Below are 14511 nucleotides of genomic sequence, written 5' to 3'. Positions count from 1 at the left end.
ACAATATGCAGGGATGTGGGCGTGTGATCCAAATGTAATCGAAAAACCGAACACAATGGGCAGTGCGGAGGAGCGCGGGCGAAATGTAATCGAAAAACCGAACACAATTCGCTAGCGCGGGGTCTTTGGACGGAATGTATGCGAAAAACCGAACACACTATGCAGGGACGTGGGCGTGTGATCCAAATGTAATCGAAAAACCGAACACAATATGCAGGTACCGGTGCTTGAGGCAGGAAGTAAACAGCATCTTTTTATCTAAATTTCTAAGCTAAAAGCAATGAAATTATGCTAACATATTAAGAAAAAAAGACAGGCGGTGCAGGTGTGCAGAATATCAAAGTCTATCATTACGATGCGTTCAGCAGCATTCCAAACAAAGGGAACCCGGCAGGGGTGGTCCTGGACGGCGAGGGTCTCACGGAGCAGCAAATGCAGGAGGTTACAGCGAAGGTGGGTTTTAATGAGACGGCATTTCCGCTAAAATCCAACCAGGCGGATCTCAGAATCCGCTATTTTACACCCGGGCATGAGATTAATCTCTGCGGCCACGGGACCATGGCGTTATTGTATGCCATGAAGACGAAGGGGCTGCTTGGAGACGCCAGCGAGCTGACCATCGAGACCAAGGCAGGGGTCTTGCCCATCCGCTTCACAGAAGAACACGGCGGATTTTATATGACGATGAGACAGGCCAGCCCCCAGTTTGAAGCTTTTAAAGGATCACTTGAGGACCTGGCCCGCTCGATCGGCCTTGAGCCCGGTGATATTGATGAGAGCCTGCCAACGCTGTACGGCAGTACGGGAACATGGACCTTGCTGGTTCCTATCAAAAGCTTAGCCGCCTTCACCCGGATGCAGCCTGACAACCAACGGTTCCCTGAGGTGCTGAAGGAGATGCCCCGCTCGTCCATTCACCCGTTCTGCCAACAGACGTATGATCCTGAGGCACATATGCACGCCCGCCATTTTTCCTCCCCGTTCTCTGGGACCACCGAGGACCCGGTGACTGGCACCGCCTCTGGGGTGATGGGGGCTTATTATTCCAGGTACATCGGCGGACAAGCCCCCTCCTTCGAGCTGCTAATTGAGCAGGGCCTTGAGATCGGCAGGGACGGAAGAGTCAGGGTGTCCGTGTCGGACAACGGCAACACTATAGAAGTGACTGGCAACGCAGTTTATGTGAATGAATTTGATGTGATGCTGTAATCCCCCTCATTTCTGTGATTTGTCAGTTCTCCCCCTTGCCGTAATGCAGTCCCGCCTGATAGGCCTGTTCAAGCAGCACTTCATAATGCGAGGGCGGCGAATCCAGGGTCTCGTAAAAGAATTCAACCTTGGAGTCTGTGATTCCACAGTAATCGGCAATTCCCACGTTCAGCAGACGCGTGGTGGCCTCATCATAATTACGTTTCTTCATCTGCTCCTCCGTTACGCCTGCCAGAGCCAGCCATAGCGCACGATAACCATGCAGATTACTTGTGCCGTAGGCAACCCTGTTGTTCAGCACCCGGTCGATATATCCCTTCAGCATGGCCGGCAGATGCCACCACCACAGCGGAAAAACAAAGGCCAGGCCGTCATGCTGCCGCAACCGCTCCATTTCCCGCTCTAATTCAGGAGAATAGGGCTGTTCCTGTTCACCTGCGGTCATATGGAGTTCCTCCCTCCCCTGTAGAACAGGGTCAAATCCTATCCCATGCAAATCCAATATCTCATAATCATGGCCGGCCTGGTTCAATCCCTCTGCGAAACGGCGGGCAACCTGGAAGGTCAGGGAATCCTGCCTCGGGTGCGAAACAACGATTAATACGCTCATGTGTATCTTCACTACCTTTCTGAAGTTGCGAGTTTGTAGCCATGTTCCTTGGCTGATGCTATTATAAACAGGAATAAAATAATGTGGAAGTACGCACTTTGATGTCCTATAGGAAGGTGTATGTTCCATAGGAACATTGAAGTTCCCTACATAACGGAGGCAGCAGCAATGACTGAACAGAACAATAATGGTGTTCCCAAAAAGTACAAAGTCGGAGTGGAGGCAGCGCTTGAAGTGATGGGCGGCAAGTGGAAGCCATTAATCATCTACCATCTCATGACCGGACATAAGCGCAGCTCCGAGCTGCGGCGGCTCATCCCCGGCATTACGCAAAAAATGCTCACCACGCAGCTAAGAGGGCTGGAGAAGGATGAGATTATTACGCGGCAGATTTATCAGGAAATCCCGCCCAGAGTGGAGTATGAGCTGACGGCCTATGGCTGGGGACTGAAGCCCGCGCTGGACCTGTTATGCTACTGGGGAGAGGAGCATCTGGACAAGGTGTATGGCGACAAGTCCAAGGTGCTGGAGGACTTTTAGGCAGCAGAGAGAGACAGAGGAAGGGGAAAGAGCATGGAATTTGCAAGTCTAACCACAGTCGTCACCCTCATTAATATCATTCTGGCACTGGGCTTTCTATTCATTGAACGCAGGGAGGCGGGGTATACCTGGGCCTGGCTGATGGTGCTGTTTTTCATACCGATTCTGGGATTTGTCCTATACATCTTTTTCGGGCGTAATCTCAAAAAGAAGAATTTCTACAAGCTCTTCATAGAAGAGCAGGAATACGTCCAGGCCGAAGCAGATAAGCAGCTGGCGGCATTTGCCGAGAGCGAGGAGGATAAGTCGCAGCTCCTGCAAAAATACACACAGCTCATCAACATGAACATCCGCTCGTCGCACGGCCTGCTATCCAGCGATAACGAGATTGTCATCTACAGTGACGGCCATCAGAAATTCGCCGCGTTGTTCGAGGATATCCGCTCTGCCCGTTCAGAGATCAATGTTCAGTATTACATCATTCAGCCGGACGCTCTGGGGAAGCAGCTGAGGGATGAATTAACCCGGAAAGCGCAGGAAGGCGTTAAGGTGCGGCTGCTCTACGATGAGGTCGGCTCCAAGGGGATATCCCCCCGGTTTTTCAGGGAATTACGTGCGGCAGGAGGAGAGGTCGAAGTGTTCTTCCCGTCTCTGCTGAAGCCGCTGAACTTCCGGATCAACAACAGAAATCACCGCAAGCTGTGTATTATTGACGGCAGTACCGCCTATATCGGCGGGTTCAATGTGGGGAATGAATATCTGGGTCAGGTTCCGAAGTTCGGCTACTGGCGGGACACTCATCTCCGGATCACCGGAAATGCGGTCAATCAGATTCAGGGCAGATTCATCCTCGACTGGCATCAGGCCGGGAAGCATGAGCGGGGCGATTACGGGGAGTTCAGCTTTGGCACAGAGCCGCATACGGGGACAAGCCCGGTTCAGATCATTACAAGCGGCCCCAATTCGGCAACAGAGCACCTTAAGAACATGTACATTAAGCTCATTTTGTCGGCCAAGGAGAGCGTGTATATTCAGACCCCGTACTTCATTCCGGACACAAGCTTCATGGATGCCTGCAAAATCGCCCTGCTCTCCGGAGTGGATCTGCAGATCATGATCCCTAACAAGCCGGACCATCCGTTCGTGTATTGGGCCACTTGGGCCTATGCCGGAGATCTGCTGAACTACGGGGCCAGAATCCTGCTCTACGAGAACGGCTTCCTGCACGCCAAGACCATTGTGGCAGACGGGGAGGTTGCCTCCGTGGGGACGATGAATATTGATTCGCGCAGCTTCCGGCTGAATTTCGAGGTCAATGCCATCGTGTACGACCGGAAGATTGCCGGACAGCTCCAGGACATTTTCCTGAACGACACCCGGCTGTGTTCTGAGCTTACCCTTGAACGCTATACGCAGCGCTCGCTGCTGATCAAGCTGAAAGAGGGGATTTCCCGGCTGCTGTCGCCTATTCTGTAAAAGAGTGGAGCGTGGGCAGCTGTATTTTATTGAGGGAGGGTATATGAACTATGGTTTGAATGCAGACTTTTCATCTCACCGAGAGCAGATGCCTGAACCTCTCAAACCTGACCCGGGGAATTCACGAGAGCTGTGATGGTTTATGTCTGGTATCCGGCCGCAGGCAAGAGCAGTAAGCAGAGGGAAGCTTTTGCCGGATCCTTGGGAATCCCATCATTCTCCCTTGATTATTACTGTTACATTCATACGAAGGCTATTCCTAATGCCGACTGACTGCGCTCAGAAGATCTTATCCGTTGATCCTGATCAATTCTGGCCTCGGTACCTCCAGTTTGCTGCATACCTCGCTTACAGACAATCTGGAAACAAATGGTTATGATGTAGCGGCTGTAGATCTTACCTACAGTATAGCAGCAACTCTATTTTCATAGGGCACAGTTGCCGGATTTTAATCAGCGATCATTTCAAAGCAGTAGATACGCAACTGGGCAAAGTATGAAACGACGATAAACGCTTTGTCCTGAGTCAATTGAAGCAACAAAATTGTGGAATCAACTTGTGCTGGATTTCTTCAACGGGCATTCGAAAGAAATTCATGAGGAAGGAGAGGATTTCGGGACTGGCAGGCATGAGGAGGAGGTTACAGCCAAAAATATTAAGATTATTACATATTGATTTAAAAAGAGGGAAGCGATCTTCCGGTGAAATACCAGGAAAGATCACTTCATATTTCAGACTCTATTTATTATTTTTTAACTTAAACTTTCTTAATAATGCACCGACAGCTTTAACGATTGAAAACACCAATATCCCTAAAATAATTAAAGATAATATGAGATTGGGCCACATTATTTCCAAAGTTTTCACTCCGTCTCAGCGATTAAGTTTTTTATATTATTCATTATATGCCATTATCTTCGCTAAATGAACAACTTCATACAAATCATTAATATATAGAGTAGAGTTCTCATAATTGGACTTATTATTTTTTTTAAGATAGTTATCTATATATTCTAGCGTTTTCTCTTTGTTCTTAGAATTATTAATTCCATTGATATCTTTCAATACTTCATTTGCTAAACTTGTAGATAAAATATCTCCATATTCGCTACCATTTATTTCTATTTTTTTCTGCTCATCAACTGGTAGAAAGAGATAACTGCCGTCAGCAAGTTTTAACTGATTGAGCTTTTCAATTATATCTTTCTCATTTATCGGTATCTCCAACCATTTTTTTATAAAATAAGTATAATAGATGGCTTTCATACTTTTTTGCTCTATTTGAGTTAAATTATCTTCAACTTTTATTAAATTATCTTTAATAAGATTCATAACAGGTGTAGATATTTTCATATTTAATATGTTATTAATGAATAAGTAATTGTAGTGGATTTGTAGTTTATATTGATGATTAATATTTATCGTTGTTTGATCAGATTCAGGAGTTTGCTTTAATTCGTTTTTTAAATGCTCTTCCAAGGAATTATTAATTTTATTTTTTAAATCACTATCAAATTGAACCTTTAACTCTTCTGCAAGAGAAATCGTGTTTTTTTCTTCTGCGAGTGACCTACTAAGATTTTTTTCTTCTGTCATGTTTAAGATTTTAGACAACACTATTAACTTGAGTTTTTCTTCATCTATCTTTATTAAACTTCCAAAAAACTGATTGATTTCAAAAGAATAGTATGTCGTAGTAATATCAATTTGATTTGTAAATGTGTTTAAAAATCCGGCTACTTGATCATTTTCAAAATAAGTTTCTTGGAGTGATTCAACGAGTCCATTATCACGACTTGTAGAACTACAGGCAAAAGTAAAGAGCATAAATATAAAGGTTAAAGCGACTAGTAAAATTTTTCTACCCAAAGCATTCATCCTTCGTTAGATAAAGTAGCTATGTCAGAAAATTTGTTCTGACATAGCTCTTTATATAATAATTATTCAGATTATTATTGTTTTGTCGCTGTTCCAGTTACATTTAGTATCCCACCAGCGTGAGTGAAAACAGCTTCGGGATACATCATATAAACAGAAACATTTGCGTATGTGAGTTTTGAAATGCCTACGCTTGCTGATGTACTACCACTTGCTGTCTGAGTCCAGTCGGCAACTTTACCAACATACGGAGACTGCGTTGATAATAAACCGTATGCTACAAACTTGTATTGAGCTGTGGTGTTTGTAACAGCCCCATGAACTCTATTCGCTGACAAATTTCCATATACATTAACTGATATTAATCCAACATCAACTGTAACACTCCCTCCAACTTCACCCTCTACTGAGTTATCTCCACTTCGTTTCATACCATATATACTCCAACTATCTGCAGAAGCTATTGAGTATTCTGACTTAGCAGCACTACTTTCTACCGAATAGCCATTATCAAGAATGAATTTCAGATCAGTTTCAGAGAGTTTGTCACCAACATTATATTTATCTGCTATTTTTTTACCTTCAATTTGAATGTTCTCATCTTTAGGAGTTAGAGAATTTGCATACGCCGAAAATGGAAAAACCATTGAAGCGCATAAAAGAGCGGATGTGAATAATTTAATTTTTTTCATAATAAATCCTCCTTTTAATAATTTATACTAACTTATTCTGCCTACACAGCAGCATTCGACTTTGAATCCATAAATGCAATTAGTATCAATCAACTCCATTATTTTCCTTAATAATATATTAGCCTATTATTTCATTTAAAACAACATTTTCCATTTATCTTCTATTAATTGTCACATGAAGTGTGCTTCTGAAGATAAATGCCTATGAGTGTATTTGATATATTACTTTTCATATAGAAATAAGCTCTTCCTCTGCTCATTCATATGAGAGAGAATGACTGGAAATGAACATCGATTTTCTCATAAATAAACTCCTATGTGCTGCTGTCTGCATTACAGGCACTTCTGTTACTGCTAACCCATATTGGATTTAGCAGTAACACCTGATATAGATGGATAAAAATGAAGCTACTCCTGTGATTTAAAAATAGAGTTGTTTTGTTTTCTTTGTTTTCGCTTGGGACATTTCGAGAAATAAACTTATGAGCTGCTGAAGCGCAGACTGGTTTTCCAAATTGCTGAATTCATCGGTAAAGTGGAAAAATAATCCTCCCACTCACGTTTTTGACTACGGTTGCGGACAAAGACAAACTTTACGGGTAACTCACAAGCCTTTTGTACAATAATCGAGCCTTTAATGTCTTTTTCATTCGAGGCAGGAAGGCTTTGAAACACTTCAAGTAGTGTCATTCGTATGCGTTGCACCAAGGGTCAATATGTCATGGTGGATGAGTATACGCTGGAACGGATGATGGAGATGGACGGGGCGGAGATGATGGATACGCTGGAGAAGCTGGAGAAGCTGGAGAAGCTGATTGAAGGCGGAAGTGAACACTACGATATCGATAAGCTGTGAGAGGAGCTGCATCTCGCGCTTACCGGAAAATCTCGGCCAGTGAACCTATCGAAGGGGACCCGTTAAGTGAAGCTGTTGTCGGCGTCCATGTGTAAGAGGAGGACGGGTTCTTCGCCTGCACCGAGCAGGATGAACTGGAAGATATTATTGCGGCGATGCAGCAGGTGGACCTGGACAAGCTGGAGCTGGGTGACATTAATGAGGCGTTGAGGCAGCAGGTGAAGAGTCAGTTTACCGGACTTTTGGACTATTATAGGAGGGCAGCGGCTGCCGGGAAGCATGTTATTTTCAGTGTAGTTTGAACGGAATAGTGCGAAGCGCCGGGACCTCCTTAGAGGGGGAGCCGGGCTTCAGTTGTTTCTGGAGATAATATTTCGTCTGGCCTTCATTCGGACAATCCTTGATTTCACCGAAGATCTCATACCCCTGCTTCTGATAAAAATGCGGTGCCTGCCAGCTCATCGTGGTCAATTCGCTAACTTTACAGCCGCGCCCCGCTGCTCTGGCTTCCAGCTCCTTCAGCAGAGTTCCACCGAGTCCATGCCCCCTGTATCTGGGGTCAACGGCCAGCAAATGCACATTCAGGATATTCCAGACCAGTTCCCCGGTAATGCCGCCAACGAAGATGCCGTTCTCGTAAGCGGCGAGGGAGATTACCTCACGTTGATAAGGCGGAATGCTGCTGTCCATTCGGCGGCTGTGTTCCTCCAGGAGCCTGGAGATTTCCTGCTGATTCTGAGCAAGGTCGAGTTCTATGATGTTCATAGGTATGCCTCCTTAGTATCTGAATTCAATTATAGCCATTATATCAAAATAGAGCCTGCGGACGATGCCGCAGGCTCTATTTAATTTAACCTTCTATTTCTCGCTGAAACGGTACCGTCCTTACTAGGACGGCAAAGCCGTTTCTACTTGTTTTGTCCACTCTCAGCATTCAGCTTGGCGATCAGCTTATCGCCTTCAACATCGAGATTCGGCAGCAGGCGGTCCAGCCATTTCGGCAGCCACCAGGCTTTGTCGCCGAAGACGGCCATGACGGCCGGAACGAGCGTCATCCGGATGATGAAGGCATCAATCAGGATACCGAAGGCCAGCGCGAAGCCGATCTGTTTAATCATCGCATCAGGGGCGAAGATGAAGCCGGCGAAGACGGAGACCATGATAATGCCTGCGGCAAGGACAACCCGGCTGGCCAGATCGTAGCCGTGAATGACACTATCCTTGCCATGGCGGCCATGGACATAAGCCTCACGCATGGAGCTGACCAGGAAGACCTGATAATCCATTGCCAGCCCGTACAGGATACCGGTGACCAGGATCGGCATGAAGCTGAGCAGCGGCCCGCCGGTATCGAAGCCGAACAGGGAGTGCAGCCAGCCCCATTGATAGACGGCTGTAGTTACGCCGAAGGTGGCAATAATACTTAGTACGAAGCCGATGGTCGCTTTAATAGGAACGATAATGGACCGGAACACCAGCAGCAGAATGATCAGCGACAGAATGACAATGATGCCGATGTATACAGGGAACGCATCGGACAGCTTGGAGGACATATCAATGTTGATAGCGGTGAAGCCCGTCACGCCAAGATTAATGTTATTGCCGGAGGCCAGACTGGACGCCGGATCACGCAGTTCATGCACCAGCTCTCTTGTTGCAGTGTCTGTAGGACCTGTTTTGGGAATGAGGCTGATGATGGCGAGTTTGCCGGTGGCATTTACACCCAGCGGGGATACCAGCGTAACGTTATCATGCATTTGCAGTTCCTGAACCAGCTTGCCTACGACTTGCATCGAGAGGGTATCAGACGGATTCTTCGGCTCTGCTACCAGCAGGAGCGGGCCGTTGAAGCCTTCGCCGAAGCCCTTGGAGATCACATCATAGCTCTGGCGGGCCGGAGTATCGAGGTTCGCCGAGGCGCCGGATGGAATACCCAGCTCCATCTTGGTCACCGGAATGGCGGCTGTTCCAAGCACCAGCACGACCAGAACAATAATGGCCCAGCGGAATTTCACTGTGGCATTAGCCCAGCGGTGCGAGAAGCTGTGCTGCGCTTTGGTACCGGCAGCGGTGTTCTTCGTCCGGGCTTTGGCAGTTACGATACGTTCACCGACCAGACCAAGCAGCGCAGGCAGCAGGGACAGTGCCAGCAGTACGTTGACCAGAACACTGGCTGCAGCCACAAGTGCCATAGTCGATAAGAAGCCGATGCCAATGACAAGCATACCGCACAGGGCGATAATTACGGTCAGACCGGCGAAGAATACGGCGCTGCCGGCGGTGCCGAGTGCCCGGCTGGACGCTTCTGCTGCACTTAATTTCTCATCAAGGATCAGACGGCGCTGCCGGTTAACAATGAACAGCGAGTAGTCAATCCCTACAGCAAGGCCGATCATAACGGCCAGAACCGGTGTAATGTCGTTCATCTGGATCAGACTGCCGAGGGCAAACGCACCTCCGACGCTGATGCCGACCCCAAGGAGTGCGGTAAGCAGCGGCAGACCGGCAGCAACCACCGAGCCAAGCGTCATGAACAAGACGACGGCAGCAACAGCAACACCGATAGCTTCAGTGGAACCGATGGCCGGGATGGTTTTTAACGAGTCGCTTGGAATGGCAGTGATCCCTGAGCCGGACTGTTCAACTTCGGTCACGGATTCAATAATGTTGTCCGGTACGGACGAAGGCAGCGAGGTCTGCTGCACGGTGAACTGGAACTGGAACAAGGCAATATTACCGTCAGCCGACAGCATCACGCCGGGAACCGGAGCGCCGTCAGCCATCAGCGGGCCGAACGGGGCCGCCTGGCCCTGGCCCGCGGCGGCAGAAGGGTCAGCGGCAGCAGCCTGGCCTGCGGCAGCAGAAGGATCAGCGGCAGCGGGTTGGCCTGCGGCGGCAGAAGGATCAGCGGCAGCGGTTTGGCCTGCGGCGACGGAAGGATCAGCGGCAGCGGCCTGTCCTGCGGCGGCAGAAGGATCAGCGGCAGCGGCTTGGCCTGCGGCGGCAGAAGGATCAGCGGCAGCGGCTTGGCCTGCGGCGGCGGCAGCTTGGGCAGCCAGCTCCACAGGGTTGATTACATACTCCATGTTGTAGACATCATTAATGGCTTTCAGGAGCAGCGCTGTGCGTTCAGGCGTATCCAGACGTTCTCCGTCAGGTGCAGTGAAGGCGATGCTTGCCTGGCCGCCGGCAGCAGCGGGCAGCTCCTTAGTCAGCTTATCCAGCACTTTTTGCGACTCTGTGCCTTCAATTTTCATCTCGGAGCTGGACTGAATGCCGTTAACTCCAATCAGGGTGCCTATAACACCGAGTACGATGATCCAGGCTGCGATGAAATACCAGGGCTTGGAATAAGCCGATTTCCCTAAGCGGTATAGAAAGGTAGACATGAAATGGTTTCTCCTCTTTATCTGTGAATTTAGAAGCCGTTGCGTAAGTAAGCAAACATGGAATTCAAATATTGATCAAACGGCATAGCTCCGGAGCCTTCACTCTGCTGTTCACCCGGCAGCATAACATTAAGCCGTCCGTCCATTATGGGCACGAAGGCTCCATAGACAGCACCGGCAAGCAGATGGGTATACCCGTCGGAATAACGCCCATGGGAGAATTGCTCAAGCACTTCCTGTGCTGCGATCTGCAGACGGCGGAATACGCTGAGAATATAAGGCTCCAGGGACGGATACTGATTCGCAAGCGATACGAACTGCCGCAATTTATGCAGGAACTCAGAGGTGAATTGCAGCTTGAGCAGATTGTACAGGGCGTCGAGCGGTGTAGCATCCGGCGGCAACCCGGCAAGCAGACTTTTATCGTCCTCCTTCGTAGCACTGCTAATGAAATAGGACGCCACGGCTTCCTCCTTGCAGGAGAAGTAATTGGCAAAGGTCCGCCGGGAGTATCCGGCCTTCCGGACCACATCGTCAACGATGAAGCCATCCATTCCATGCACAAGGGCAAGCTCGAAGGCGGCTACGGCCAAGGCGTAGGCGGTGGCTTCCTTTTTTTTGTCCCGCAGATTCAGTTTGGAGTTCAAGTTTCCAGTTTCCTCCTTTCTATATGAAGTGAATGGCTGAATATGACCTATAGACTATATTATTGCCCAAAGGGAAAGAATGCACAATGAGCAATTAGTGTCTGTAATGTGAATAATTCAAATTTAATATATTGGGATAAGGGATCAAGAATACCGGTTATGGAAAAACGAGCAAAAACGAGCAAATCACCGGCCGCTTAAGAGCGCCAGCGAAGAATACGCCTTCATTCGTGAAGGGACGGTATTTTTGGCTTCTGTTGTCAACCGCCGGGTTTTACATTAAATGGCTGCAGGCGTAAGATTCAATCAACAACCGAATGAAATGACACTGTTCTTGAACGGCTGAATTCCGTAACGGGAACGGGGGACCCAACTGGTGAAGGCGGCTATTCTTTTGCTCAAAATCGCTGCCTCACACCCGGGGTGAATCCTTGCCGCGTGCAATTATGGCATTGCGGCAAGGTAGGGCAATCTCGCTGCCCGAATCCGTCAGCTAACCCCGTAAGCCTCGAAGAGAGAGGATGAGCGCCATGATCGAATAACCGACCACGGAGAGCCCTGCTGCTGTGGTCTTTTTGCTGTCCGTGAAACGATGATCATTGTGGGGAGCAGAAGTGCACCTCATTCCGCCGGAAGCGGGCGAGAGGCAAGAAGGAGGAGCAGAAGTGCACCTCAATCCGCCGAAAGAGGGCGAGAGGCAAGAAGGAGGAGCAGAAGTGCACCTCATTCCGCCGAAAGCGGGCGGGAGGCGAGGAGGAGGAGCAGAAGTGCACCTCAATCCGCCGAAATTGGGCGAGAGGAGAGAAGGAGGAGCAGAAGTGCACCTCAATCCGCCGAAATTGGGCGGGAGGTGAGAAGGAGGAGCAAAAGTGCACCTCAATCCGCCGAAAGCGGGCAGGAGGCAAGAAGGAGGAGCAGAAGTGCACCTCAATTCAGCGGATGCTGATCTGTAAGCAGTAAGCAGTCTGAGATGCTGTGCAGCCAGCACAGCTCCATCCGCTTCAACTTGCTATCCTTGCAGGACAGCAAGAGGGTCTCACCTATAAGAGGGAAGATAAATCGTATAACAACGTAAATTAACTAATTTGTTCAATCTGTATTCAATCGGAAATGAAAGGCATGAAAGAAGGGATTGTTATCGCTACTGTATTCATCGTCTGCTTCTGGGTCGGACTCCTGCTCCTCCTCAGCGGCAGCATTCATGGTCACGGCCTGGCGGGTCATCTGCATACGGGCGGCGGTGACAGCGGGGGACCTGGATTCCTGCCCATCCTCCCGCTGATGGTATTTGTTACAGTCTGGGGCGGCACGGGGTACGTGCTTACCCGGTTCAGCGGAATGCAGCTGCTTGCAGTGGTGCTGATCTGCACTTTGGTTGCCCTGCTGCCCGGTATCCTGCTCTACACGGTGCTGGCCCGGGTAATGACCCGGTATGACAGCAGCATGAGTGAACTGGATTACGAACCGGCAGGCCAGCTTGGGTACATCAGTGTCGCCGCAGAGGACGGGGCAGTGGGGGAGATGAAATATGTGCTGCACGGGACCATGCGCTCGATTGGCGTGCGGGCTGAAGCGGGCCAGCAGCTAATGCGGGGCGACAGGGTGATTATTGTGAGGGCGGATAAGGGAATCGCAGCAGTAACCCTTTTTGAGAGGGAAATCGGACAAAATTAACGGGGAGTGTCGGACCAGATGGTTATTCTGTATGTAATTGGAGCTATCGTTGTTGTAATTCTGCTGGCTTTATCCAGTATCGTGACCGCTTATAAAAAGGTTCCGCCCAATCAGGCAATGATCGTATATGGCCTCGGCGGAAAAAGAGTTGTGCAGGGCGGCGGAACGTTCGTTATCCCCGGCTTCCAGAATAATAAGACCATCTCCATGATGCTGATGAGCTTCGATGTGATCCCGGCGCAGGCCATGTTCTCCCGTCAGGGCATCAAGCTTAACCTGGAGGCGGTAGCCCAGATTAAGATTAAAAGCGATCCAACGGCTATTTTGACCGCCAGTGAACAGTTCATTGACCGGCCGGAAGAAGACCGCGAGACCATTATCCTGCATTCGGTGGAAGGTCATCTGCGCGGCCTGATCGGACAGCTCACCGTAGAGTCGATTCTGAAGACCCCTGACGAAATCAACAGCAAGATGCGGGAGACCTGCTCGGAGGATCTCGACAAGATGGGGCTTGAGGTCGTCAGCTTCACCATCAAGAAAATTACGGACGACAAAGGATATATCGACAATATGGGGGTTCCGGAGATTGAGCGTATCCGCCGCGATGCCAGCATTGCCAAGGCGGAAGCCGAACGCGACATTCAGATCAAGCAGGCCGAGGCGGAGAAGGAATCATCCATTGCCAAAGCCAATGCGCATCAGGCGACGATTGAAGCGGGGACTGCCGCCCGTGCGAAGGAATCCCTGTTCGAGAAGGAGCTGAACATTAAGCAGGCTGATTTCAAGCTGGAGACAGAGGTGAAGAAGGCACAGGCGGATCTGGCCTACGAACTGCAGCAGAATAAGATCAAGCAGTCGCTGGTTACGGAACAGGTCAAAATCACACAGATGGAAGCAGAGGCCAACCGGACGGTCCGCGAGATTGAAGTGGAGCTGAGACAGAGGGAGCTGGAGGCGACGGTGATCAAGCCTGCCCAGGCGGAGAATCAGGCTACGGTTATGAGAGCGGAAGCCGCCAAGCAGCGGCAGATTCTTGAGGCGGAGGCAGAAGCGGCTACAACGACCAAGCGCGGACTGGCCACAGCAGAAGCAGAGCTGGCCAAAGGGAAGGCGAATGCGGAAATCGTCCAGCTCGCCGGAGCGGCGGAAGCGGGGGCATTACAGAAGAAGGCGGAAGCGTACAAACAGTTCACACAAGCCGCGTTGACTGTGGAATTCCTGAAGATTCTGCCGGAGCTGGCTGACAAAATTGCTGCTCCGCTCGCCAAGGTAGACAAGATTACTGTCATCTCCCAGGACGGCACTTCCTCCGGCGTGAACAAAATTACCGGGGACATCGCCAAAATCATGGCCCAGGTTCCCGAGTTGACCAAGACGCTTACCGGCATGAACGTGACTGAGGCGCTTGGCGGGCTGCTCGGCCGGGATCAAGAGTAATCCCGGTAAGCATCAGCATAATTTACCGTTAGGTGGAGTTTGACACCACAAAGAGACCGTCCTTTAGATTACAAGGACAGTCTCTTTTTCATGGTTCGGTAGG

Annotated in this window: 13 protein-coding genes, 1 pseudogene and 1 riboswitch; of the genes and pseudogenes, 7 read left to right on the top strand and 7 right to left on the bottom strand. The window is 49.5% G+C overall.

The window, feature by feature from the left end; all coding sequences use genetic code 11:
* The first annotated feature begins 327 nt into the window (after positions 1–327).
* Positions 328–1209 (top strand): PhzF family phenazine biosynthesis protein, encoded by an 882-nt coding sequence (locus HQN87_RS07490; RefSeq protein WP_173130021.1) that lies wholly within the window; start codon positions 328–330, stop codon positions 1207–1209.
* A 22-nt stretch (positions 1210–1231) separates the two neighbouring features.
* Here the strand turns inward: HQN87_RS07490 and HQN87_RS07485 are convergent, their stop codons facing one another.
* On the bottom strand, positions 1232–1819 hold the full coding sequence (locus HQN87_RS07485) for an NAD(P)H oxidoreductase (protein ID WP_173130019.1): 588 nt from the start codon (positions 1817–1819) through the stop codon (positions 1232–1234).
* A gap of 168 nt (positions 1820–1987) precedes the next feature.
* On the opposite strand from HQN87_RS07485, the gene HQN87_RS07480 reads away from it, so the two are divergent.
* Both HQN87_RS07480 and cls read left to right on the top strand, forming a co-directional pair.
* Positions 1988–2359, top strand: coding sequence for a winged helix-turn-helix transcriptional regulator (locus HQN87_RS07480; RefSeq protein WP_173130016.1), 372 nt, complete (start codon positions 1988–1990; stop codon positions 2357–2359).
* A 33-nt stretch (positions 2360–2392) separates the two neighbouring features.
* Positions 2393–3835 carry a cardiolipin synthase gene (cls, locus tag HQN87_RS07475; RefSeq protein ID WP_173130014.1) on the top strand — a complete coding sequence of 481 codons (1443 nt, stop codon included), beginning with the start codon at positions 2393–2395 and terminating at the stop codon, positions 3833–3835.
* An 894-nt stretch (positions 3836–4729) separates the two neighbouring features.
* On the opposite strand, the gene HQN87_RS07470 is transcribed toward cls, so the two are convergent.
* The 3 genes and pseudogenes from HQN87_RS07470 to HQN87_RS33190 form a co-directional block, all read right to left on the bottom strand.
* Positions 4730–5704 (bottom strand): hypothetical protein, encoded by a 975-nt coding sequence (locus HQN87_RS07470; RefSeq protein WP_173130012.1) that lies wholly within the window; start codon positions 5702–5704, stop codon positions 4730–4732.
* A gap of 83 nt (positions 5705–5787) precedes the next feature.
* Positions 5788–6405, bottom strand: coding sequence for a hypothetical protein (locus tag HQN87_RS07465; protein WP_173130011.1), 618 nt, complete (start codon positions 6403–6405; stop codon positions 5788–5790).
* 424 nt (positions 6406–6829) lie between these two features.
* Positions 6830–7113 (bottom strand): annotated as a pseudogene (locus tag HQN87_RS33190) (hypothetical protein); the annotation flags it as partial.
* On the opposite strand from HQN87_RS33190, the gene HQN87_RS07460 reads away from it, so the two are divergent.
* Both HQN87_RS07460 and HQN87_RS07455 read left to right on the top strand, forming a co-directional pair.
* On the top strand, positions 7100–7261 hold the full coding sequence (locus HQN87_RS07460) for a hypothetical protein (RefSeq protein WP_173130009.1): 162 nt from the start codon (positions 7100–7102) through the stop codon (positions 7259–7261). The pseudogene HQN87_RS33190 and the gene HQN87_RS07460 sit on opposite strands and share 14 nt — an antisense overlap.
* Before the next feature lie 155 nt (positions 7262–7416).
* Positions 7417–7563 (top strand): hypothetical protein, encoded by a 147-nt coding sequence (locus tag HQN87_RS07455; RefSeq protein WP_173130006.1) that lies wholly within the window; start codon positions 7417–7419, stop codon positions 7561–7563.
* On the opposite strand, the gene HQN87_RS07450 is transcribed toward HQN87_RS07455, so the two are convergent.
* The 3 genes from HQN87_RS07450 to HQN87_RS07440 all read right to left on the bottom strand — a co-directional run bounded on the left by HQN87_RS07450 (position 7550) and on the right by HQN87_RS07440 (position 11297).
* Positions 7550–8026, bottom strand: coding sequence for a GNAT family N-acetyltransferase (locus HQN87_RS07450; protein WP_173130003.1), 477 nt, complete (start codon positions 8024–8026; stop codon positions 7550–7552). The two genes, HQN87_RS07455 and HQN87_RS07450, sit on opposite strands and share 14 nt — an antisense overlap.
* Positions 8027–8169: 143 nt before the next feature.
* Positions 8170–10650, bottom strand: a complete 2481-nt coding sequence (locus tag HQN87_RS07445) for an MMPL family transporter (RefSeq protein ID WP_173130001.1) — start codon at positions 10648–10650, stop codon at positions 8170–8172.
* A gap of 29 nt (positions 10651–10679) precedes the next feature.
* Complete coding sequence (locus tag HQN87_RS07440; protein ID WP_173129999.1) at positions 10680–11297, bottom strand: TetR/AcrR family transcriptional regulator; 618 nt, start codon at positions 11295–11297, stop codon at positions 10680–10682.
* Between the two features lie 330 nt (positions 11298–11627).
* A riboswitch (cyclic di-AMP (ydaO/yuaA leader) is annotated at positions 11628–11820 on the top strand.
* 596 nt (positions 11821–12416) lie between these two features.
* Between HQN87_RS07440 and HQN87_RS07435 the strand changes: the two genes are divergently transcribed.
* A complete protein-coding gene (locus HQN87_RS07435) occupies positions 12417–12971 on the top strand; it encodes an NfeD family membrane protein (RefSeq protein WP_173129997.1) in 555 nt (184 codons plus the stop codon).
* 18 nt (positions 12972–12989) lie between these two features.
* Complete coding sequence (locus HQN87_RS07430; RefSeq protein WP_173129994.1) at positions 12990–14408, top strand: flotillin family protein; 1419 nt, start codon at positions 12990–12992, stop codon at positions 14406–14408.
* Positions 14409–14511 lie beyond the last annotated feature (103 nt).

The sequence above is a fragment of the Paenibacillus tritici genome, assembly GCF_013204885.1.
GTDB classification, from domain to species: Bacteria; Bacillota; Bacilli; order Paenibacillales; family Paenibacillaceae; genus Paenibacillus_AQ; species Paenibacillus_AQ tritici.
Note: the sequence above shows the minus strand (reverse complement) of the source record. Positions and strands in the feature narration are given on the sequence as shown.

What these genes read in the sequence shown, in the direction of transcription:
- HQN87_RS07485 (WP_173130019.1), bottom strand. Translation starts at nt 1,819, where the DNA reads ATGAGCGTATTAATCGTTGTTTCGCACCCGAGGCAGGATTCCCTGACC.
- HQN87_RS07480 (WP_173130016.1), top strand. Translation starts at nt 1,988, where the DNA reads ATGACTGAACAGAACAATAATGGTGTTCCCAAAAAGTACAAAGTCGGA.
- cls (WP_173130014.1), top strand. Translation starts at nt 2,393, where the DNA reads ATGGAATTTGCAAGTCTAACCACAGTCGTCACCCTCATTAATATCATT.
- HQN87_RS07465 (WP_173130011.1), bottom strand. Translation starts at nt 6,405, where the DNA reads ATGAAAAAAATTAAATTATTCACATCCGCTCTTTTATGCGCTTCAATG.
- HQN87_RS07460 (WP_173130009.1), top strand. Translation starts at nt 7,100, where the DNA reads ATGCGTTGCACCAAGGGTCAATATGTCATGGTGGATGAGTATACGCTG.
- HQN87_RS07455 (WP_173130006.1), top strand. Translation starts at nt 7,417, where the DNA reads ATGCAGCAGGTGGACCTGGACAAGCTGGAGCTGGGTGACATTAATGAG.
- HQN87_RS07450 (WP_173130003.1), bottom strand. Translation starts at nt 8,026, where the DNA reads ATGAACATCATAGAACTCGACCTTGCTCAGAATCAGCAGGAAATCTCC.
- HQN87_RS07445 (WP_173130001.1), bottom strand. Translation starts at nt 10,650, where the DNA reads ATGTCTACCTTTCTATACCGCTTAGGGAAATCGGCTTATTCCAAGCCC.
- HQN87_RS07435 (WP_173129997.1), top strand. Translation starts at nt 12,417, where the DNA reads ATGAAAGAAGGGATTGTTATCGCTACTGTATTCATCGTCTGCTTCTGG.
- HQN87_RS07430 (WP_173129994.1), top strand. Translation starts at nt 12,990, where the DNA reads ATGGTTATTCTGTATGTAATTGGAGCTATCGTTGTTGTAATTCTGCTG.